Genomic DNA, 21,305 nt, shown 5'->3' with positions numbered 1-21,305 from the left:
ATGAATGGTTTCAAGAGGCCGGGGCGGTCCATATCGGATGCCGTTTGATTAATCAGATTAATAATTTGAAAAATGAAACAGATAATATTTGTCGCAGCATTAGCCGGTACACTGTGTGGTTGCGATTTAAAAAACAATCGTATCGAGAACACGAAAGAACTGAACCGCGAGATTAAAGCCTCGCAAATCAAACGGGTTACCAATGTTCAGCTGGTCTCGTCGGCTGACGAATGGGGAAAAAAATTGCGCAAATTGCCGAAAAAGCACTGAAAAGCGAACTTGAAAAGAACCCCGGTACGGGCCTGGAAGCATTGCCAGGATCCCGGCGGTATTCCGGTCGTCGCGGCGTTGCAGAAGGAATACGGTGTCCGGGTTCAATTGCTTGGTACCAATGATCTGAAAAGTGCCAGGTTGTACCCGAAAGAGCGGGAAATTCTGGATGCTTATGCTTACAGCGCCAGAAGTAATACGCAGGCAGGTGACAATTTACAGCAGCTCAATGATACGCTGCTGGTCTACAATGCGCCTGTTTCGGCGGAGAGTATTATTTGCAAGAAATGCATGGCAGGACAGGATACCACCTTTGCCGTGTGGCGGCTGCTTTTTAACAAAAAGGAAATTATCAGAAAGCTGGACGCCAAGCAGCTGAAAGATTGACTCCCGCACAGGGGCGCGCTAAAACTCGGGTAAACCTGACATCCGGACAAATGTCATAATACGCGCGGATGCACCCCGGGGGGGGAATGATTGAAGTAGGCGATAGTATTGAACAGAGTGAATTATTTCTGGTAAAGGGCATCGTCCGGCAATGCCCATTACTTTATTTTCCAACGACCTGGTAAATTTCGTACCAGTCTTCCCGGCTCAGTTTGATTTCCGAAGCGCTGGCGCCATTTCGGATCCGGGTTTCCGAAAGCGACCCGATGATGGGTAATGTACCCAGTTTCATGAGCCACGCAACCGCCGTTTGCTCGATATTGGCATCGTATTTCTTACCGACTTCGTCCAGTTTGGCCCTGAGGCGAACGGCCTTTTCGTCGGTGCCGTGCAGGATTTTTCCGCCTGCCAGGGGTGCCCAGGCGAGCGGCTTGCTAAAACTCTGCTTGATGAAGTCGATGCGGCCGTCCTCGATGGCCGTCGTGTTCATCAGGTTAAGCTCGATATGGTTGGTTACGATCGGTATCCGCAGATACGACGCGAGCAGCTGATGCTGAAATACGGTGAAGTTGGCGACGCCTATGTGTTTGGCCTTTCCCGAAGTGACGATTTCCGCCAATGCCATGGCGGTTTCCTCGGGGTCTGCCAGCAAGTCGCTTTGGTGAAGCAGGAAAATATCCAGATAATCGGTTTTGAGCCTTTTCAGCGAGCCATTGATGCTGTTGATAATGTGCTCGCGCGAGTTATCGTAATATGTCAAATATTTATCATCCGACGTTCTGATGCCACATTTGCTGAACAGGACGATGTCTTCCCGCTTGAACGACTTGTTGCTGATGATTTTGCCGAAATGCTCTTCGATGGTATGGTCGCCATAAACGTCAGCATGGTCGAATGTATTGATGCCGAGATCGAGGCACAGGTTAACTGTCTTTTCGATTTGCGAGGTGGTAGCGGCGCCCTCGTCGGTCCATCGCCAGAAACCATAAATTGCTTCCGAAACTTTCGGACCGGAATCGCTGAGGCTTACTTTTTTCATCGGTGGTAGTTTGAATTCCTGCAAAAATATCTATTTCTCCAATCGTTTATCCCGTACGATCAGATAAAAATCGTTGTCCAGTTCGAGGTAACCGTAATCGTAAACAAAGTGGTAAATGCTGCCTTTAAGCGTCGGCCGGACGTTGGTAATGAGGTTGAAATCAAAGCCTTTCGACAACAAAATGTGCTTGGTTGTTTTTGATTTATCGTCCGGACATAATTCCTGCAGAATCCGCCTGTTCTTGCGAAGCTGGTTGTTGATATTCCTCACAAGGTTATGAGCGTCCGAATTGAGCCGGTTATTGAAGCTGTTCCGGCACATATCGGAACAAAACTTCTTGTCAATCCGGCCCATCAAGGGCTTACCGCATTCCTGGCAGTTCCTCATGTCTTTTTTCGTTTGCGGGGCGTAGAGCCCCGTTGGTGTGCATAGATTTACTTTGAATGCAATATAATAAAATTCAGACGCAGCGTTGAAAGGCCTTTTTTTCGTTTGCAAATGGCTGCAAATGCTTTTATATGATTATAAGTGGTTATCAACCGAATCTTTTCCCACCGCCGGTTCACCTTTGCATGGCCGGTTAGCAAAGCCAGAGCCGGTATAGTCATTCATCATCTAAAACATTAACAGTTATGAATTCTGTAAAATTAATCGGAAACGTGGGCCGCGAAATCAGTATGAAAGAGTTCGACGGCGGTAAAATGCTTAGCTTCTCGTTGGCGACCGACGAAGGCTATACAAACAAGAATAAAGAGGAAGTGAAGAACACGGTCTGGCACCAGATCGTCGTCTGGCGTGAGCTGGCCCAACGTTGTGAAACGTTTGTGACGACGGGGAAAATGATTTCCATAGAAGGGCGGTTGACTTACCGGCAATATATCGATAAAGACGGCCGCAACGTGAAACGCACCGAAGTGACGGCACATAAAGTGGAAGAGGTTCAGAAGAAACAGGAAGCAAGTGCGTAGCGGCCGAAAATAAAGGCCTCATGCCGGAGTTGACATGAGGCCTGCTTGTACTAGCGAAGGCTTTTTTCAAGGGCCGATTTCCAGTTGGCATATGCCTCGCGCGTAGCGTCCGCCAGTGTGGCATTGGGCTCGATGGTGCGCAGAGCGGTGAGGCCCGTGAATGCTTCTTCGCGGCTTTTATAATAGCCTAGCCCAAAGCCGGCCGCGCGTGCGGCGCCTTGCGCCCCGTCGGTGTTGTATAACTCCACCGTAGCGCCCGAGACATTGGCGAAAGTCTCTCTGAATACCGGGCTGAGGAACATGTTGGCTTCGCCGGCGCGGATATTTTTCAGGGAAACACCGACGGTCTCCATGATTTCCATACCGTAATATAAGGCAAATACGATGCCTTCCTGCGAGGCGCGCGTAAAGTGGCTCAGATCGTGCCGGCTGAACTGAAGGCCTTTGAAGGTGCTTCCGGGATCCTGGTTCTCGAGCATACGCTCCGCACCGTTTCCAAACGGTAGGCAGAATAAGCCGTCGGAGCCGACCGGTGCCTGTGCAGCCAGGTCATTCATCTCGGGATAGGAAATATTCCCGCGGAACAATGCATTACGCAGCCAGCCGTTGAGGCTTCCCGTGCCATTTACGCACAGAAGCACGCCATAACGCGAAGCCGCGGTGATAGGATTGACGTGGAGAAATGTGTTTACCCTGGATTGCGGATCGAATTTGATCTGATCGCTTACGCCATACACGACGCCCGAAGTACCGGCTGTGGCGGCTACCTCGCCCGGTTCGAGCACATTGAGCGAAAAAGCATTATTGGGCTGGTCGCCGGCGCGGTAAGTTACCGGAATCCCGGTATGCAAACCCAGCTCGGCAGCGGCAGCGGCGGTTACTTTTCCTTGCTCCGCAAATGTCGGAAGTATCGTCGGTAGAATATGTTGGCTGAACCCGAAATGATCGAACAGAAAGTCGGCCGGACGCTGGTTTACAAAATCCCAGAAGATACCTTCCGATAGTCCGGAAGGTGTAGTAACCACTTCGCCGGTCATACGCGCCGCGAGGTAATCTCCCGGAAGCATAAATTTGTGGACTTTCGCGTACACGTCGGGCTCGTTCTGCTTCACCCAACCCAGCTTGGAGGCGGTAAAATTACCCGGTGAATTAAGCAAATGGGGCAGAACGTATTCTTCCCCCAAAGCCTCCATCGCCTGGTTGCCCACTTCTACCGCGCGGCTGTCGCACCAGATAATGGACGGACGAAGAACGTTCAGGTTTTCGTCGACAACGACAAGCCCGTGCATCTGATATGATATACCGATCGCCCCCACCTCTTCGGGGGGAGACATTTGCTTTTTTGATGACCGCCCGGGACGCCAGACATGCATTTTCCCACCACATCTGGGGTTGTTGTTCGGCGAAGCCCGGCTTGGGGGCCGCAATGGTCATTTCCCTCTCAGGATAGAAAGCGGAGGCGGCAACCGCCCCGGTATCTGCGTGAATCAAACAAGCTTTGACGGACGAACTGCCTAAATCGAATCCTAGGAAATACATTGCGAAATATGATTATTTTGATTTAAGATGCTTTGTTGTTTAAATATAAGTGCTAAAAAATACAAAAATGTTCAAATAAGTTTAAGAAAAGAAGCACAATAAGTGTAAAGTACACACTTAAATTTAATCGGCGTGCCCGGATACGGGAAAACGTAGTGAAATCGGTCTGAAAATTCAGTATATTAAGGACACGATGAAACTAAAGGGCTGATTTTGGAGTCTCCTTTTGTGTTTATCTTGCAAGAGGTCAAATATCTGTGCGATATTTGAGTAAAATTTCAAGTTGCGGACATCCTTTATCGGGAATTATGAAGAAAGTTGTACAAGTCGTTTTTGTCGGTGGATTGTTTTTACTGTTCTCGGAATTTCGCCCCACGGACAAAAAGTGGGAGAAACCATTTTCACGCCTGGATCGTGAAATCAGGGCAAACAGCAAGGCTTATACAACACTCGGCGACGCGACTAAAACCATAGGGCACCGGCTGACCGGCAGCGCCAATGGAGAAAAAGCGGAGGAATACGCCTTTAAGTTGCTGAAAAGCTATGGCTTTACGGATGTGGCGTTCCAACCTTTCGAGGTGGAGGCCTGGATGAGGGATACGGTTACACTCTCGATAGCGCCCGGTAGCAGTGATAACTTTCGTGACGTCCCGGTTGTGTCACTGGCGCATTCGCCTGTGGAGGCCAATTTGCAGGGTGAAATTGTGGATGTCGGTAACGGACTCGAAGAAGATTTCCTGGCTTTGAAAGACAAGGTGAAGGGAAAAATCGCCATGGCTAATATTAATCTGGTAGGAGCCAGCGGGAAGAAAAACTTGCACCGGTCTGAAAAAACGGCATTGGCGATCAAGTACGGTGCAAAAGGGATGATTATGGTAAACGGGGCGCCGGGGAAGATTTTGCTGACGGGCACCGCGTCGGTTACAGGCGCCATTATTTCGATTCCGGCAGTTTGTATATCCAACGAAAGTGGTCATGAAATCCGGAAATGGATAAAGGATGAAGGACCTCTTGAGGCCCACATCGACATGCATAATATTTCGAAGCCGATCAGGGCACGCAATGTGATCGCGACGTTAAAAGGAAAATCGGACGATAAGGTGATTATCGGCGGCCATCTCGATTCGTGGGATCTCGCTACCGGGGCAATCGATAACGGCATCGGTTCATTTGCAGTCATCGACATCGCGAGGGCATTCAAGGCATTGAAGGTAAAACCGGAGCGAACGATTCAGTTCGTACTGTTCATGGGTGAAGAACAAGGGCTGTTAGGGTCGAAGCATTTTGTGAACGAACTAAAAAAGACAGGTGCGATCGATAAGGTGTCCTATATGATGAACCTCGACATGACCAACGATCCAAAAGGAGCGAACACTTTCGGCCGCGACGAAATGATGGAATTTTTTGCGACAGTTGGTCAGGCCATTCACGCCGTGGACAATGAATATAAGAATGAGACCGCAAACCGCGCGGGCCTGCATAGCGACCATCAACCTTTCATGCTGGAAGGTGTGCCGATAGCCGGACTGTCAGGGCATCTCGATCCGAATGTGCTGCAATGCTACCACGCTGATTGCGATGATTTCAGCCTTGTAAACAAAGAACAACTTGAAAATACGGTTCGGATCGCTTCGATGTATTTGTATGCATTATCTAATGCGGAGAATATCGCCGTCAGGAAATTGTCCGACCAGCAAACCCGCGATTATCTGATATCGCAGGGGCTGAAAGAAGAATTGATTATCGGCCAGGAATGGCGCTGGGAACAGTAAGCCGCTGTGCAGCAATTGATAGTAAAATGGTAGTATTCCCGAATGCCAAGATTAATATTGGTCTGAATATTGTAGAAAAACGCCCCGACGGATTTCACAACATCGAATCTTGTTTCTATCCGGTCGGCTGGTCGGATGCTTTGGAGATTACTTTGGCGGAAGCATTTTCATTCCAGTCGGACGGCATCGTCATTCCCGGAAGCGCGGCGGATAATCTTTGTACGAAGGCGTACCAAATGCTTGCCGGCGATTATAACCTGCCACCGGTCAAAATACATTTGCTGAAAACCGTTCCCATCGGCGCGGGACTGGGAGGAGGGTCGGCGGACGCGGCATTTACGATCAAAGCGCTTAACCAGTTGTTCAGCCTGGATATTTCTATTGAAGAACAGGAAAACTACGCACGCCGGATCGGCAGTGATTGCGCGTTTTTTATCCGTAACAGACCAGTGTACTGCTTTGAAAAGGGCGACAAGTTCGATGTGATCGATATCGATATCAGCGGAAAATGGATTGCCCTGATAAACCCGGGAATACATATTTCTACCGTCGAAGCATATTCCGGCGTCGTCGCGAAACGAAGTACCGAGGATTTACGTAATATACTTAGGAAACCGATCCAGGAATGGAAGGACCGTGTTACGAATGATTTTGAAGCAACGCTTTTTAAAAAATATCCTCTATTGAAAGAAATAAAAGAAAAGTTGTATGACCTCGGGGCGGAATATGCCGCTATGAGCGGTTCCGGATCTACTTTATTCGGCATTTTCAGAAAGGAGCAAAACGTGAAGCTGCATTTCCCCGAATTCCGTCTGTGGCAGGGTTTTCTTAGATAAATTTAACCTTCCGGATATGTAGTAAGGTGTAAATAAGTCGTTATATTCACTTTGAATTGCGCTTTTTGCAAAAATCAATGATTGGGAGATGAGTCCGAAGCACACAACCAGGCAAACTGAAAATCCTTTCACCAAACGCCGTGAGCCGCTTGGCTTCATGCTTTGGTTGGGTGTTGCGGGAAGCTCTGTGCTCTTCACGTCGATCTTCGTGATTTTTCTTCTGCGCGCGCACAGGGAAACGGCCCATCTGGTTGCATTGCCCGACATGTTCTGGTTGAGCACGCTGGTCATCCTATTCAGTAGCATAACCCTCCACGAGGCCAATCTTGCATTTACCAACGAACGCTTCCTGCATTACCGGGTATTTCTTGGGGCGACGTTGCTGCTCGGTTTCACATTTATCGTTCTGCAAGCGGGAGGATGGATGGAAATGGTTAATTCAGGCGTTTTTAGCGGAGTCAACACTTCCGAAGGGTTCATCTATCTGCTCACAGGCCTCCATCTCCTGCACATGATCGGCGGAGTGCTTTACCTGAGTTATCTGTTCAGAAAGGCCATCAGGAACAGAAGCTATGTCGACTCGTTTGTATACAGTGTGAATCCGCCGAACCGGCTTCGCATTAAACTTTTCACTCGCTACTGGCATTTTACCGGAGCGCTCTGGCTGGTGGTATTTATCTTCCTGATCGTGCTTTACTAATAAGCAGCCTGGGTTACGAGGTATTTTCCCTAAATAACATAGCCGATTTCGTATATTTGAAATCAGAGATGTATGCTATGATCCCTGCTCCGCCTCCAATCCGAACAGACCTTTTCTCGCTATTCATTCTACTGGGCTGTGTACAGGGACTGATATTGGCGTATGTATTTTTTTCGCACACAAAAGGTACCAATCGTCCAAACCTTTTTCTCGGCATCCTCCTTTTGGGCATGTCGGTAATCATTGCCGATGTGTGGCTAGGGTATACCAACTACATGTTCCAGGTGCTCTGGCTCGTCGATTTTAGCGAGCCCTTGAACCTGCTCATGGCACCGGCAGCGTTCCTGTATGTGAAAACGGGCGTGAAGCAGCGGATGGACAAGCGCGCGTGGATGCATTTCATTCCTTCGATGATCTACTTTGTGTATATGTGCCTCCTGATTTATCCGCAGGAGTTTGCTTTCAAATACAATGCGAACCTTGGTTCTTTTCATCCGGAAATGGAACGAATCCCCGCAATGCGCTACGGCAGCGATTGGATGTTCTATCCCAAACGGCATATCAACGACCTCACCTTTATCAGCATGGTTGCCTATAACATCGCAGGTCTTGTGCTTTTGAGGAAGGTTTTCCGGGAACAGCGTATTTCTTTTTTTACGGGTGAAAAGAGCTCACTGTCGTGGTTCCGCGATATAATCCTGCAATTGGTGTTCCTGGTACTGGTTTTCTTTGTTGTGAGGGTTTCGTTTCGTCACGACCTGGGCGATCATATTATCGCCGCATTCATTTCCCTGGTGATTTACATTGTTAGTTTTACGGTGTTAAGGAAATCGCTGTTCTTCCAGGAACCGAACGAACGACCGGCCAGGAAGTATGAAAAATCGTCGTTGACCCCCGAAATCCAATCGACAACGCTGGGCAAACTGGAAGCGATTATGCTTGTGGAAAAACCGTTTCTCGATCCCGGTTTTTCACTACCGACGCTTTCAAAGCGATTGGGTATTTCCACGCACCATTTGTCGCAAATTCTGAATGAAGAGTTAAAGCAAAGCTTCTTCGATTTTCTGGGTGCTTATCGTATTCGAGAGGCGCAGCGGCTGCTTGCAGGTGAAGAGCACGGGCACCTAAAAATTGAGGAAATCGGGCAAATGGTCGGTTATAATTCGAAATCCGCCTTCAATACGGCTTTTCGTAAAATCACCGGGGCAACGCCGTCGGAATACCGCAAAAAACATGTCAGTCAGAAGTTCTGACTTATCGGGAAGAACTTCGAAAATATCGGAACAGTCGTCCTGGCCTATTCCCACGCGGTAAATTTCGGCGTCACTAAAACTATTTGCCATGGAATCAAAATCCGGTCAATTCCCAATTAACCCCACCCATGTCCGCCGCTATGACCTCGACTGGCTGCGTGTCATCGCCTTTGGCATCCTCATTTTCTACCATGTCGGAATGTTTTTCAATTATTGGGAATGGCATGTCAAAAACAATGTACTCACGCACGCGGTCGAATGGCCGATGCGGTTCAGCAGCCAATGGAGGATGTCGCTGCTGTTCATGATCTCCGGCGCCGGCGTCTATTTTGCACTGGGCAACCGGGGTGCCGCGGCTTTTCTGGGAGAGCGGTTCGTGAGAATTTTCGTGCCGCTTGCTTTCGGAATGTTCGTCATTGTTCCGCCGCAAATCTTTTTCGAACGGTTGACGCAGGGGCAGACCTATGATTACGGGGGGTTTTTACAAAACGGTGTTTGATTTTGTACCCTATCCGGACGGGAGTTTCAGCTGGCACCATTTGTGGTACCTGGCTTATATCTTCTGTTACTCGGTGCTGGGGCTTCCGCTGCTGCTCTGGCTTCGCCGGCGAACCGGGTTGACCGGGCGGTTGGCCGCTTTGTTTGCCAATCCGTGGGCGCTGGTCGCTGTGCCCGTTCTCTGGCACGTGAGCGGGAGCGTTTTGCTGGCCGAAGATTTCCCTACCACCCACAACCTTGTGAAAGACTGGAACGAACACTTCCACGATTTTACGCTTTTTGTGACCGGTTTTGTGCTATGTACGCAAACGCGTTTCTGGGAAACACTTCGGAAATACCGCCGGCTGGCGCTCGGTATCTGGGTCACATTGACGATCGCACTCTATGCATTTTACTGGACGGTCGATCGCGACATGAATGCGATGCAGTGGCTGATTTATGACGTGATCAAAACCACCAATGCATGGTGTATCCTGCTGTCTATTTTCGGATATGCCTACACGTATCTTCAATTCACCAACCCGTTCCTGAAATATGCCAATGAGGCTGTATATCCGTTTTATATACTGCACCAGACGGTAATCGTATGTCTGGCTTTCCCGCTGATCAATGCATCGGTGCATTGGTTTGTCAAATTCATCTATCTCAGCATCGCGACTTTCGGGATATGCCTCGGCCTGTATCACCTGCTCATCAGGCGCAGCAATATGTTACGGGTGCTGTTTGGAATGAAGGCACTGGAACGCCGTAAGGTCGGCGGCCAGGCGGTGTCTACTTCTTCAGTATCTTGAATTCCACACGACGGTTCTGTTGCTGGCCCTCGGGTGTATCGTTTTTGGCTACCGGCCTCGTTTCGCCGTAGCCTTTGCTGGCAATGCGATCGGGTTCGATGCCTTTGCCGATGAGGTATTCGCGGACGGTATCCGCCCGGGCCTGCGACAGGGTCATGTTGAATTCCGCACTACCGGTATTATCGGTGTGCCCGCCGAGTTCGATGGAAAGCGTTTTGTTCTCTTCCATCGAAATGGCAATGCGGTTCAGTTCGGGGAAGGATTCATCGCGAAGCGTCGCTTTTCCGGTCGCGAAGAAAATGTTGTTGAGACGGACAATCTGCCCTTCCTCGATCGGGATTAGTTTAAGCGATTTATTGGCGATTTCCTTAAAGCTCTTCTCTTTACCGGAACCTGTAGAGTCTGTGAGGTCGATATTCTCCCCTTCGGCGATGAAATTCGGTGCTACGGCGCGCATGCTGTATTTCTGTCCGTACGGGAGCACGAGTTTGTATTCTCCAGTGGTGGGATTGGTCGTGGCCGTTCCTACCTCTTCGCCGGTAGCCAGATCTTCGTAAACAATGGTCGCTTCAACAGGCTTTCCGGTTTTGGAGTCGATTACCTTTCCACTGATCATTACCACCGGGTCGGAAGGCGGCACCACGGCTACCGGAGCCTCTGTCGAAGAATCGGCCGGTGAAGATTTAGGTTGCAGATTGTAACGGACAATATCGCCTTTGCCTTCGGTGTCTTTGAAAGAAACCATGTACGCGAAATCACCTAATGCGGAAATGGTGTAGTAAGCGTCGTAACCGTCGGTATTGATCGCCGGGCCCAGGTTCACAGGCCGGCTCCATCTTTTCCACGACTTATCGATCCGCTTGCTGTAATAAATGTCGTTGCTGCCCTGTCCGCCTTTACGGTCGCTCGAAAAATAGAGGGTCACGCCGTCCGGAGCCAGGAAAGGGGTTGTTTCGGTAAAATCTTCGGTATTGATTTCCGGCCCGAGGTTTAACGGTTTAGTCCAGGTGCCGTCTTTTTGTTTGAAACTGACGTACAGGTCGTCGATTTTGCTGTTCTTCTTTTCGCTGAAAGACATTACCAGTACCTTGCCGTCATTGGAAAGGTAACCGCAGTCGAATTGCCCTTTGCTGAGTTTGGTATAGCCCGGAATATCCAGTTTGTTTGGTGCGGACCAGCCTCTGGCGGTTTTTTTGCTGGTAGAAAAACCGCGGGTTTCGTAAACGCCGTTTTTGTACGCACCTTTGATCAGCAGGGTGTTGCCGTCCGGCGTTATGCTGTAAAGGCTATTGTAATCCTCTTTGTTCAATGGAGCGGGCAACCTTCTTGCGGGGGTCCATTTGTCGTTTTTCAGCTCCGAAAACCAGATATCCTGGCTGCCTTTGGCCCCGTGCGTATTTTGCGGATGGCTTACTCTTGAGAAATAGATCGTTTTACCGTCGGGAGAAATGATCGGGCTGATTTCGTTGTATTCAGAATTGATCGATTTCCCGAGGTTTTCGAGTTGTGCATAGGTACAAACGGTCGTAGCGACGGTAACGGCTAACAGGCAAAGTGCGCGCATTGTTCTGGTAGGGATGGCTAGTTTTTATCTACATACAACGACCTGTCCAACGGCTTATTTTCCCCGTTTTCCGAACGGAAGGCTTCCATTTTCCCAAGGAGCGTCGCAGGATCCTCTGCAACCACCAGCAATTCGCGGTTTTCAGGCCTCAGAAAGCCTTCCTCGACCATTTTGTCGAGTTGTTTAAGCAGCAGATCATAAAACCCGTTGACATTCAAAAGTCCCACCGGGCCGTGGAATATTCGGAGCTGCGACCACGTCAGGATTTCGAAAAGCTCGTCGAATGTGCCGTATCCACCAGGGAGCGCGATCACGCCGTCGGACATCGAAACCATTTTAGCCTTTCGTTCGTGCATTGTCTCGACGAAATGCAGTTCCGACAGTGTCTTGTGTGCCACTTCCAGCTTGGCGAGGAAGTTGGGGATAATACCGGTCACGAATCCGGCATTATCCATCGCACCGTCGGCCACGCGGCCCATCAGCCCCATATTTCCTCCGCCGTAAATTAGTTTGATGTTACGTTTCGCCAATGCGGCCCCCAGTTCGTAGGCGGCTTCGGCATATAACGGCTTCTTTCCCGGATTTGAACCGCAGTATACAACAATGGATTGCATCGGATATTTATTTTAAGGCAGGATAATACGGGTATTATTACGTCAATACATCCCCGGCCAGTTTTTTCAGGTCCAGATCGCCGAAGGTACCGGAGCTCATCATCAGCAAATTGGCGTCTTTCCAGGTCAGCGATTTCAGGAATGCCGCCAGCTCTGCCGAGTCGGTGAAAATTTTCAGGTCGTCGCGTTTGAATGCGGTCCTGATATCCTCTTCGGAAAGGCTTTCGAGTCTTTTCTGTTCCAGCGTATGCGGATTGTAATACACGATTGCCACATCCGCGGCATTCAATTTGCGTCGGTATTGCGATAGAAAGCCTTTGTTAAGGCTGCTGAATGTATGTAATTCCGCGCACGCCACCAGGGTTCTTTCCGGGTACTGTTCCTTTAAGGCACTCGTGGTTGCCTCCACTTTGGAAGGTGCATGGGCAAAATCGCGGTATACATTCACGGAGTCGTTGCTTCCCAATAATTCCAGCCGTTTGGAAGCACCTTTGAATGTCCGGATTGCCTCGTAGAACTGCTCATCCGTAATTCCCAGCCGTTCGCAGACTTCCCTGGCACCGCTGATGTTCTTCATATTGTGGCTTCCGAAGACCATTACCGGCACCTCGCCCTGCTCGGCGGTGATCAGTATCGTTTTGTTGTCTTCAATGCGGTGGGGATGAACATTGTACGGTATGCTGGCAACGTCGGGACGCCCTTTCTGGCCGATGACGTCGAGCATATCGTCCGTTTCGTCAAAAATGATGGCGCCCGCCTTGGGAAGCGAATCGGCCAGCAGTTCAAATTGCTTCACGTACGATTCCCAGGTCGGGAAGACGTTGAAATGATCCCAGGCAATGCCGCTGATCAGCGCGATGTGCGGCTGGTAATGGATAAACTTGGGGGTCGGGTCGATGGGTGAGGTGAAATACTCGTCGCCTTCGATCACGATCACCGGTGCATTTTCCGAAAGCTTCACCATATTGTCGAAACCCTCAATCTGCGCCCCGACAAGGTAATTGAAGTTCCTTTTATTGTATTTCAAAACATGGAGTACCATGGAGGTAATCGTCGTTTTTCCATGGCTTCCCGCTATTACCACGCGCTGCTTGTTCTGGCTTTGCTCAAAAATGTATTCCGGGTACGAATATACCTTGATACCCAGCTCTTTCGCTCTCGCAAGTTCCGGATTGTCCTGCCGGGCATGCATTCCAAGTATCACAGCGTCCAGATCGGCCGAGATCTTTTCGGGAAACCACCCCGTGACGGGAGGAAGCAGGTCGTATTGTGCGAGGCGGCTCGATGAAGGCTCGTAAATCTCGTCGTCCGATCCCGTAACAATGAATCCTTTTAAATGTAATTCGATGGCCAGATTGTGCATAACGCTGCCACCAATCGAAATGAAATGTATTTTATGCAAAGATGAAGGTTGACTCATTGACAATTCTAAAAAACTGATTCCGTTCGAAAGTTAGCAAGAATTGGCCTTTGGGCAAGTCGGGGCGTACCCTATTTACCCGCTTCTTTCACGAATTTCAAATTTTCGTGCGTGCCGTTGCCGCGCACGATCCCGATGACATATGAGCCGGCCGCAAGCTGCCGGATATCGATTTCCTGCCGGGGTTTTTCCGAATTGTAAACGACCTGGCCGGCCTGATTGACAATCCGCACGGTTTTTACATTTTCCCAGTCGTGCGTCGAAATGCTGATTTGGTCGGTTGCCGGATTAGGGTAAGTGCTTGCAAATGTGTCGGGTTTAAAGCTAACATTCACAATGCGGCTGTACGCGAATGTGCCGTCCCGGTCGATCATTTTGAGCCGGTAAAGATTCTCGCCCTCCTCCGGGCTGTCGTCGTTGAAGGTATATTTTGTGACAGTATCCAAAACATCGCCTACCGCATCGACCGTCCCGATTTTCCCCCACTTGCGGCCGTCCGTGCTACGTTCGACCTCGAACCGCTCGCTATTCACTTCTTCGGAGGTCGACCACGACAAGCGTGCCTGTCGACCTTCTTTTGCCGCCGTGAAACTGATCAGTTTGACAGGCAATGCGCGTGTTACAGGTAAAATCCGCGACGACGTTTTGGCACTGCATCCGCTGCGTGCCGATTTGACGGTGTAATTATAATCGCCGGGGATACCCGGGGCGCTGAAGGTGACGGAGCTGCCTGTTCTGCTGTTGACGCCTTCGCCGGACCATATGTAATCGGCTGTGTTACATTCGGGGCCCGAGCAGTTGACGCTCAGTGTTACCGAAGCGCCCGTGACCGGCTTCGCCTGCGATGTGCTGACGTTGAGAGAGAATGTGCATGGCAAATAACTGGCGTTGTCCCAGATGTTCTCCCAGTAACCATTGTCGGTCATCCGGATGGATTTCGGCCGGAGATCGGTTTGCCCGAAATTTTGGCCGCCGATCTGGTTCCACATGTCAAAAAGAAAATTGCCGGTGAAAACATTCGGAAAAATATTGACGGTAACCGGTTCCTCACGGGCCGGGGGCTGGTATGAAGGCGTTATATACTGTTCGCGGCATAATGCGAGCGTAGGCGCGAGCTGCTGGATTTCGATGTCGTTGTAATGCATCGCGATATGAACATACTCGGCACCATGCTTGTAGGCGCGCGGGAACCATTCGTAGGAAATGCCGCCATTGATCCCCGAGCCGCCGTCGGGCTGCGCAAGGTCTATCGGATCGAACTCCACACCGGCTATTTTATTGGGATAAGTACCCTTGATCACATCGATTCCCATGATTTTTTTCCAGAGATCCCATTGATTGGTACCGTCGGTGTGGTAAATGCCGTCCGCCAGTTCGAGCGCAAGCAGCAGCGTGCTGCTGTGCAAATGCCAGTTATTGCCTTGCACCGACCCGAAATCGGAGATGAAATGGAGTACCTTGATCGAGGAATTACGGTTTTTGACGGTTTCATAAAAACCTTTGAAAAGTTTCAGCAAACCCCATCCGGCGAAGCGGTGCAGGTCGCGGCCCATTTCGGAATTGTAATTTCCGTCGGTTGGCTGCGGGGCGGCGGCGATCGGGTAGGAATTGCGGCCCCAGGTTGCGTTGGTCTGGCCCGGAAACCGCGCCGGCAGGAATTTGGTGCGCCAGGCCTGCAATGCCTTAGGCTCGAACATTCCGGCGTAGTTGACCGAATTGACGGTTTTATTTGGCATATAAAACTCCTCCGACCCGTTGTTGCCCATTGCCACATACAAAATCCGTGGGGCATAATCCTGTATCTGCGCCAGCGCATCATCCACGAACGCCAGGAAGCGCCCTGTGGCATACTCGGAGTAAACCGAGGGATAGGTATGGGCAATCGCATCGCGCATGAGCGAGCCTGTCGAGATTTGGGCGACGTCCACGGAGGAGAGGAAACTGTCGTTCCAGTAGCCGGGCCGCAGATAGGAGAAATGCAGCGCTATTTTCATGTTTGGATTGAGGTCTAGAATCGCTTTGACTGCCTGCACAATCTTTCCCCGCTGGTAGTTTCCCAATGCAGGTTCATAATGTTCCCACTGTATGTGCAACCTGATAGCCGTTGGGCTGGCGTCCTTTCCGTCGTATTTGAGATTGGCAAATTTCTGAATGTATTGCCATTGTTCGGTATTGATGCCGTTCGGCGCCGTCCTGTCGAATCCGTAGCCGGTAGTGTTGAGGATCAGCTCGCGCTGCGCAAAAAGGGGTTCGGGGCGGCACAGGAGCAATGAAAGGAAAAATGCGATGGTGAATAAACGTGAGTAATGGAATGATGACGACAGACGTTTTAGGTACATAAGTATTTGATCAATGGGCGGTTACAGGTTTCGCATTCTGTATGATAGCAGCATGTGCTTCTATAATGCATATAGAATTTCATGGAGTGTCGGGTAGCTGCCGGGGGCTATGCAGCTTTCCGCGGGGTTCCCGACGAGCATCAGGATGTAAGTAGAAGAGGAAGTTAATTCTAAGCCAGATAGGCCATAGTTTAATGGATTTTGTAATGTCAGCTTGATAAAGGATGGTATTAAATGGATAGAAAGGTAGAATATTAAAACTACATTTCAAGGGAAACACGAAATAAATTCTACAAGTGGTCACAAAAAAAGCGCCCATCCATGTAGATGAGCGCTGCATTATTCCAGGTTTTGCGGGATGCTAAGCCAGCTTCTTGTATTTGATCCGCGTGGGAGTTGCGTCTGTGCCGAGCCTTTTCCGGCGGTTTTCCTCGTATTCTGAAAAGTTGCCTTCGAACCAGTATACCTGAGAGTCGCCTTCGAATGCCAGAATGTGCGTAGCGACGCGGTCGAGGAACCAGCGGTCGTGGGAAATGATTACGGCGCAACCAGCGAAATTCTCCAGACCTTCTTCCAATGCACGGAGGGTGTTTACGTCCAGATCGTTGGTCGGCTCATCGAGCAGGAGGAGGTTGCCACCCTCTTTCAGCGTCATGGCGAGATGTACGCGGTTGCGCTCTCCACCCGACAGCGTTCCTACTTTCTTCTCCTGATCGCCGCCGCCGAAGTTGAACCTTCCCACATATGCGCGTGCATTCACCTGCTTGCCCCCGAGCATAATCCAGTCGCTGCCGTCGGAAATGCTCTGGTACACGGTTTTGTTCGGGTCGAGGTTATCGTGCTCCTGGTCGACGTAAGCCAGCTGAACGGTGTCGCCCACTTCGAAATGGCCGGTCAGCGGTTTCAGCTGGCCCGTTATCAGCTTGAACAAAGTGGTCTTACCCGCACCGTTCGGTCCGATAATGCCGACGATCCCGTTCGGAGGCAGTGCAAAGCTGAGGTTTTCATAAAGCAGCCGGTCGCCGAATCCCATCGACACATTATGCGCTTCGATAACCTTGTTGCCAAGCCGCGGTCCCGACGGGATAAAAATTTCCAGTTTTTCCTCCTTCTCGCGTGCTTCCTCGCTGAGCAGTTTTTCATAAGCCCCCAACCTCGCTTTGGATTTCGCCTGGCGCGCTTTCGGCGCGAGGCGCACCCATTCCAGCTCGCGCTGCAATGTTTTCTGGCGTTTCGATTCGGTTTTTTCTTCTTTCTTCAGGCGTTCCTGCTTTTGTTCCAGCCACGACGAATAGTTGCCCTTCCACGGGATACCCTCGCCGCGGTCGAGTTCGAGGATCCAGCCGGCCACGTTGTCGAGGAAGTAACGATCGTGGGTTACCGCGATCACCGTTCCTTTATATTGTCTCAAATGTTCTTCGAGCCACAGGACCGACTCGGCGTCGAGATGGTTGGTCGGCTCGTCGAGCAGGAGTACGTCGGGCTGGCGTAGCAGCAGGCGGCACAAAGCCACGCGGCGCTTTTCGCCACCCGAGAGCGTCGAGATCAATGCGTCCGACGGCGGGCAACGGAGGGCGTCCATCGCAATTTCGAGCCGGTTGTCCAGATTCCACGCATCCGATGCGTCGAGTTTTTCCTGCACTTCGCCTTGTCTTTCAAGCAATTTGTCGAAATCCGCGTCCTCCGCACCGAATGCCTCATTGATTTCGTCGAATTCTTTCAATAGGTTTACGATTTCTTGTACACCTTCTTCTACAACCTCGCGGACTGTTTTGGTCGGGTCCAGTTTCGGTTCCTGTTCCAGCATTCCTACGGAATAGCCCGGCGAGAAAACCACCTCACCCTGAATGTCCTTGTCGATGCCGGCGATGACACGAAGGAGGGTCGATTTCCCCGAGCCGTTCAGACCGAGAACGCCGATTTTGGCACCGTAGAAAAAGGACAGATAAATGTTTTTAATAATATGTCTGTTAGGGGGGAATGATTTTGTTAACCCCCGCCATTGAGAAAATAATGGTTTCGTTACTCATTTTTTGTTTAATTTGTGCGTAACAAATATCGTTATATATCCCTACACTTAGCAGATAAAAAAAATTGAAAGAATGGAAAATGCCACATTGAATGATGAATACGGCTACGTTAAGGACAGCAAAGTATTTTTAAAGGGGTATCTGGATTTCCCCGACCGGCAAATTGGAGAAGTAAAAAGGACTGAGCAGGAAGCGATTGACTATTTTAAAAATCGCTTTAACATTGTCCTGAACAAAGTAGAACAGCTGGAACGCGAAATTGATGAAGCGCTTAATAAGGGCTCTTATCTTACCAAACTGATTCAGCTGCAACGCAAGTTGAAAGGTTTTGATGCATTGGGCGATTTTGTGCCCTTACTGAAAAGGCTGGAAGAAAAAGAAGAATATCTCAAAGGCCTTATCGAGGTTAACCAGCTGAAAAACCTTGAAATCAAACGGGCGTTGATCGAGGATGTGAAAGTTGCCGCCGCTGTTACCGATTACACCACAGCTACGGACCAGATACAGGAAATTAAAGCCAAATGGATACGCACCGGGCCGGTCGACAAAGAATATCAGGAAGAAATTGAAACCACTTTTCAGAAAATTCTGGACGATTTCTTCCAGCGCCGTCGCGATTATTTCGACGAACAGAACAAGCTTAATCAGAAACGAATCGAGGAATATGAGCGTCTGATCAAAATCACCAAAACGCTCAGCTACGCCAAAGATCTCGACGAAGCTTATCAAAAAGCGAGGGAAATCCGCAATGCGTGGAATAATGTGGGAGAGGTGCCGCCGAAACGCTTTTTCAAAGTCAACAAAGCATATCGTCACTTCCTGAAACTATTTTACGACAAATATAATGCTGCCAAAGGCATCGAGCCGAAGGTGCGCGTAGACCCTCGCGTGCTGGAACAGCAAAAGCTGCTCGCGCAGGCCGAAGCACTTTTGAAACAGCAGGATATTATCGAAGCGTCGCAGGAAGCGAAAGTGCTGCTCAGCAAATGGAAGGAGATCAAAATTCCTTTCAAACTGGCCGACAAGGAGCTTGCGGAGCGTTTCCGGATGGTGTGCGACAAGATCTTCGAATTGAGCTATCTGGCGCGTGTGATCAGCCGCAAATACCCGGCTTTCGACTTGAAGAGCCCCGAAGAACAGCTTCGCACCAAATACCGCGAACTCGAATGGCTTACCAAACGCGAGAAGAGCGACCTGGAATTCGCACAGCTGGAATTTGACCGTACAGCCACCGGCGATCCCGAACTGGACAAACAGGCCGCGGGCCGTATCAATATCCAGAAACGCAAGGTCCAGATGAAAGAGCGCATCCTCTCCGAATTTGAAAGGAAACTGAAAGCTATTACAGGCTAACGGCTACCGCATAGACGACTTGTTGATCACCAGATTGGATTGCAATACCCTGGTCTCGAATTCGGCCGGGGTATTTTTGCTTTCAATGAGATCGAGTAAAAGCGAAGTCGCCTGCTGGCCCATTTCGAAAGACGGCTGTGTGACCGAGCTCACCGGCGGGTCGAGCAGTGACGACATGGCGATGTCGCAAAAACCCACCACCGCTACGTCGTCAGGCATTTTGTACCCGAGTTGCCGTAGCGCCCAGTGAATACCCATGGTAATGCGGTCGCTGGCGCCGAAAATCGCATCCGGGCGTTCGCGCAGGGCCATGAGCTGGTAGGTGCGTTCGGTGCCGCCCGCCTGGGTGATCTCGCTGTGGAGCACCCATTCCTCCTGAAAATCGATGCCGTATTTCCTGAGCGCATCTTTATAACCCTCCAAACGGAAACGCGTGATGGATACGGGTTTCGGGCCGGCGATATGCGCAATGCGCCGGCAGCCCCGCTTGATGAGATGCTCCGTAGCGTCGAAAGCGCCTTTGTAATCATCCACCCGCACTTTATGCGAGTTCATGGCATCGCTCACACGGTCGAAAAACACCACGGGAATGCCTTGTTCCTGCAAGGACGCAAAATGATCGATATTCTCCGATTGGCTTGAAATGGCCACCACAAGGCCGTCGACCCGTCGCGACGCAATGTGCCTGGTCGCCGAGCGCTCGCGTTCGAGCAACTCGTGGCTCTGGTAAATCATCGTGTGATAGCCGCGGCTGTAAGCAATGTCTTCCACGCCGCCGATGGCCGACGAGTAAAAACGGTTGGCGATGTCCGGTACGATCACCCCGATGGTCTGCGTGCGGTTTTTCAGCAGGCTTATCGCAATGGGATTGGGATAATAGTTAAGCTGCTCGGCAAGGTCTATCACCTTTTGTTTGGTTTCCTCGCTGATTTCACTGCTGTCGCGCAGCGCCCGGGACACCGTGGATTTGGAAATGCCGAGTTGCCGTGCAATCTCTTTGATGGTGATAGAAACCTTTTTCATGGGTCGTATTGAAATAGTACAATCTTGCTAAAAAATCCCGGAATACACCAGCGTTCGGTTGTTGCGCAAACTGCCGAATAACGCACAAAGTTCCGGGAAAAATTGCGGGAACGGGAACGGTTCCGGGAACGGTTGCGTAAATTTATTGCTTTTTTTCAAGATTTATTTTTGTGTATCAACGAGCCAGTATGTAAACTAGGTAAATCATCGACGAAGACAAAGGGCTAAATACCACTACAATTCCAGGAAATTTTCTATAATTAACCTAGCTCAGTTTACATGGAGACAAACTCATTTACCAGTACATTACCATCGGCCTGTTCCCAGAAAAGTATACTGGAAACCCTGTTTGGCAGAGTGGTGACTAACGGTGATTATAATGCATTCCGCGAGTTATTTACCCGTCATTACCGGTCGCTGTGTAATTATGCCATGCGCGTGGTGGTAACGCGGGAGATTGCGGAGGAAGTGGTATCCGATGTATTTGTGAAACTTTGGAAAAATCGCGAGCAGATCGAAGTGCATACTTCGTTTCAGGCTTACATTTACAGGGCTGTGCGCAACCAGGCGCTGGATTACCTGAAACTGCGCATCCATCGTCAGAACGAGCGCGATTCGCTGGAATCGGTACAGTGGAATATGAACCATGCCGACCATTTTTCGCCGGCAGAGGAGTTGTCGTACAACGAATTTTACGAGCATATCGAGGATTGCATCCAGGCATTGCCGCGCCAGTGCCAGCTCATTTTCCGCCTCAGCCGCGAGGAAGGCCTGCGCTACCGCGACATCGCCGAGCGTCTCGATATTTCGGTCAAAACCGTAGAAACCCAAATGAGCCGCGCATTGAAAGTACTACGCGAAAGAGTGCCGGAGCATCGGTTAGTTGCCTAGCAAGCTGTAAGCTATATA

At 50.2% G+C, this 21,305-nt stretch carries 18 protein-coding genes and 2 pseudogenes; 11 read left to right on the top strand and 9 right to left on the bottom strand.

Translation table 11 applies throughout. The features are described from left to right. The first annotated feature begins 72 nt into the window (after positions 1 to 72). Positions 73 to 270 carry a hypothetical protein gene (locus ABV298_RS12380; RefSeq protein WP_353722406.1) on the top strand — a complete coding sequence of 66 codons (198 nt, stop codon included), beginning with the start codon at positions 73 to 75 and terminating at the stop codon, positions 268 to 270. Positions 271 to 279: 9 nt separating this feature from the next. Further along, positions 280 to 657 (top strand): hypothetical protein, encoded by a 378-nt coding sequence (locus tag ABV298_RS12375; RefSeq protein ID WP_353722405.1) that lies wholly within the window; start codon positions 280 to 282, stop codon positions 655 to 657. 163 nt (positions 658 to 820) lie between these two features. On the opposite strand, the gene ABV298_RS12370 is transcribed toward ABV298_RS12375, so the two are convergent. Further along, positions 821 to 1,696, bottom strand: a complete 876-nt coding sequence (locus ABV298_RS12370) for an aldo/keto reductase (protein ID WP_353722404.1) — start codon at positions 1,694 to 1,696, stop codon at positions 821 to 823. A gap of 30 nt (positions 1,697 to 1,726) precedes the next feature. Further along, the gene (locus tag ABV298_RS12365; protein WP_353722403.1) at positions 1,727 to 2,083 is read right to left on the bottom strand and encodes a hypothetical protein; all 357 of its coding nucleotides are present in this window, start codon (positions 2,081 to 2,083) and stop codon (positions 1,727 to 1,729) included. Between the two features lie 245 nt (positions 2,084 to 2,328). Here ABV298_RS12365 and ssb point away from each other — a divergent pair, with 245 nt between their 5' ends. After that, entirely contained in the window at positions 2,329 to 2,664 is a 336-nt protein-coding gene (gene ssb, locus ABV298_RS12360) for a single-stranded DNA-binding protein (RefSeq protein ID WP_353722402.1), read from the top strand. A 50-nt stretch (positions 2,665 to 2,714) separates the two neighbouring features. Here ssb and ABV298_RS12355 read toward each other — a convergent pair. Beyond that, positions 2,715 to 4,203, bottom strand: a pseudogene (locus tag ABV298_RS12355) (FGGY family carbohydrate kinase). Between the two features lie 308 nt (positions 4,204 to 4,511). Here ABV298_RS12355 and ABV298_RS12350 point away from each other — a divergent pair. The 6 genes from ABV298_RS12350 (at position 4,512) to ABV298_RS12325 (ending at position 10,053) form a co-directional block, all read left to right on the top strand. Continuing rightward, entirely contained in the window at positions 4,512 to 5,975 is a 1,464-nt protein-coding gene (locus ABV298_RS12350) for a M20/M25/M40 family metallo-hydrolase (RefSeq protein ID WP_353722401.1), read from the top strand. A 26-nt stretch (positions 5,976 to 6,001) separates the two neighbouring features. Then, on the top strand, positions 6,002 to 6,811 hold the full coding sequence (gene ispE, locus ABV298_RS12345; protein WP_353722400.1) for a 4-(cytidine 5'-diphospho)-2-C-methyl-D-erythritol kinase: 810 nt from the start codon (positions 6,002 to 6,004) through the stop codon (positions 6,809 to 6,811). An 88-nt stretch (positions 6,812 to 6,899) separates the two neighbouring features. After that, on the top strand, positions 6,900 to 7,511 hold the full coding sequence (locus ABV298_RS12340) for a heme-copper oxidase subunit III (protein ID WP_353722399.1): 612 nt from the start codon (positions 6,900 to 6,902) through the stop codon (positions 7,509 to 7,511). 230 nt (positions 7,512 to 7,741) lie between these two features. Continuing rightward, on the top strand, positions 7,742 to 8,764 hold the full coding sequence (locus ABV298_RS12335) for a helix-turn-helix domain-containing protein (RefSeq protein WP_353722398.1): 1,023 nt from the start codon (positions 7,742 to 7,744) through the stop codon (positions 8,762 to 8,764). A gap of 88 nt (positions 8,765 to 8,852) precedes the next feature. Further along, positions 8,853 to 9,263 (top strand): acyltransferase family protein, encoded by a 411-nt coding sequence (locus tag ABV298_RS12330; protein ID WP_353722397.1) that lies wholly within the window; start codon positions 8,853 to 8,855, stop codon positions 9,261 to 9,263. Then, on the top strand, positions 9,256 to 10,053 hold the full coding sequence (locus ABV298_RS12325; RefSeq protein ID WP_353722396.1) for an acyltransferase family protein: 798 nt from the start codon (positions 9,256 to 9,258) through the stop codon (positions 10,051 to 10,053). The genes ABV298_RS12330 and ABV298_RS12325 overlap by 8 nt, the downstream gene beginning before the upstream one ends. On the opposite strand, the gene ABV298_RS12320 is transcribed toward ABV298_RS12325, so the two are convergent. The 5 genes and pseudogenes from ABV298_RS12320 to ettA all read right to left on the bottom strand — a co-directional run bounded on the left by ABV298_RS12320 (position 10,034) and on the right by ettA (position 18,020). Continuing rightward, positions 10,034 to 11,617, bottom strand: coding sequence for an OmpA family protein (locus ABV298_RS12320; protein ID WP_353722395.1), 1,584 nt, complete (start codon positions 11,615 to 11,617; stop codon positions 10,034 to 10,036). The two genes, ABV298_RS12325 and ABV298_RS12320, sit on opposite strands and share 20 nt — an antisense overlap. A gap of 17 nt (positions 11,618 to 11,634) precedes the next feature. Next, a complete protein-coding gene (locus ABV298_RS12315) occupies positions 11,635 to 12,231 on the bottom strand; it encodes a TIGR00730 family Rossman fold protein (protein ID WP_353722394.1) in 597 nt (198 codons plus the stop codon). A 37-nt stretch (positions 12,232 to 12,268) separates the two neighbouring features. Beyond that, on the bottom strand, positions 12,269 to 13,651 hold the full coding sequence (locus ABV298_RS12310; protein WP_353722393.1) for a Mur ligase family protein: 1,383 nt from the start codon (positions 13,649 to 13,651) through the stop codon (positions 12,269 to 12,271). 71 nt (positions 13,652 to 13,722) lie between these two features. Continuing rightward, positions 13,723 to 15,990: a T9SS type A sorting domain-containing protein gene (locus tag ABV298_RS12305; RefSeq protein ID WP_353722392.1), complete on the bottom strand. Its 2,268-nt coding sequence runs from the start codon at positions 15,988 to 15,990 to the stop codon at positions 13,723 to 13,725. A 361-nt stretch (positions 15,991 to 16,351) separates the two neighbouring features. Beyond that, positions 16,352 to 18,020: pseudogene (gene ettA / locus ABV298_RS12300) on the bottom strand (energy-dependent translational throttle protein EttA). 72 nt (positions 18,021 to 18,092) lie between these two features. On the opposite strand from ettA, the gene ABV298_RS12295 reads away from it, so the two are divergent. Next, on the top strand, positions 18,093 to 19,373 hold the full coding sequence (locus tag ABV298_RS12295; RefSeq protein ID WP_353722391.1) for a DUF349 domain-containing protein: 1,281 nt from the start codon (positions 18,093 to 18,095) through the stop codon (positions 19,371 to 19,373). Positions 19,374 to 19,376: 3 nt separating this feature from the next. Here ABV298_RS12295 and ABV298_RS12290 read toward each other — a convergent pair whose 3' ends face one another. Beyond that, positions 19,377 to 20,396: a LacI family DNA-binding transcriptional regulator gene (locus ABV298_RS12290; RefSeq protein WP_353722390.1), complete on the bottom strand. Its 1,020-nt coding sequence runs from the start codon at positions 20,394 to 20,396 to the stop codon at positions 19,377 to 19,379. Between the two features lie 279 nt (positions 20,397 to 20,675). Between ABV298_RS12290 and ABV298_RS12285 the strand changes: the two genes are divergently transcribed. After that, entirely contained in the window at positions 20,676 to 21,287 is a 612-nt protein-coding gene (locus tag ABV298_RS12285) for an RNA polymerase sigma-70 factor (RefSeq protein ID WP_353722389.1), read from the top strand. Positions 21,288 to 21,305 lie beyond the last annotated feature (18 nt).

It is taken from the genome of Dyadobacter sp. 676, from assembly GCF_040448675.1.
Taxonomy (GTDB): domain Bacteria; phylum Bacteroidota; class Bacteroidia; order Cytophagales; family Spirosomataceae; genus Dyadobacter.
This window is presented reverse-complemented; position numbering and strand designations above follow the sequence as displayed.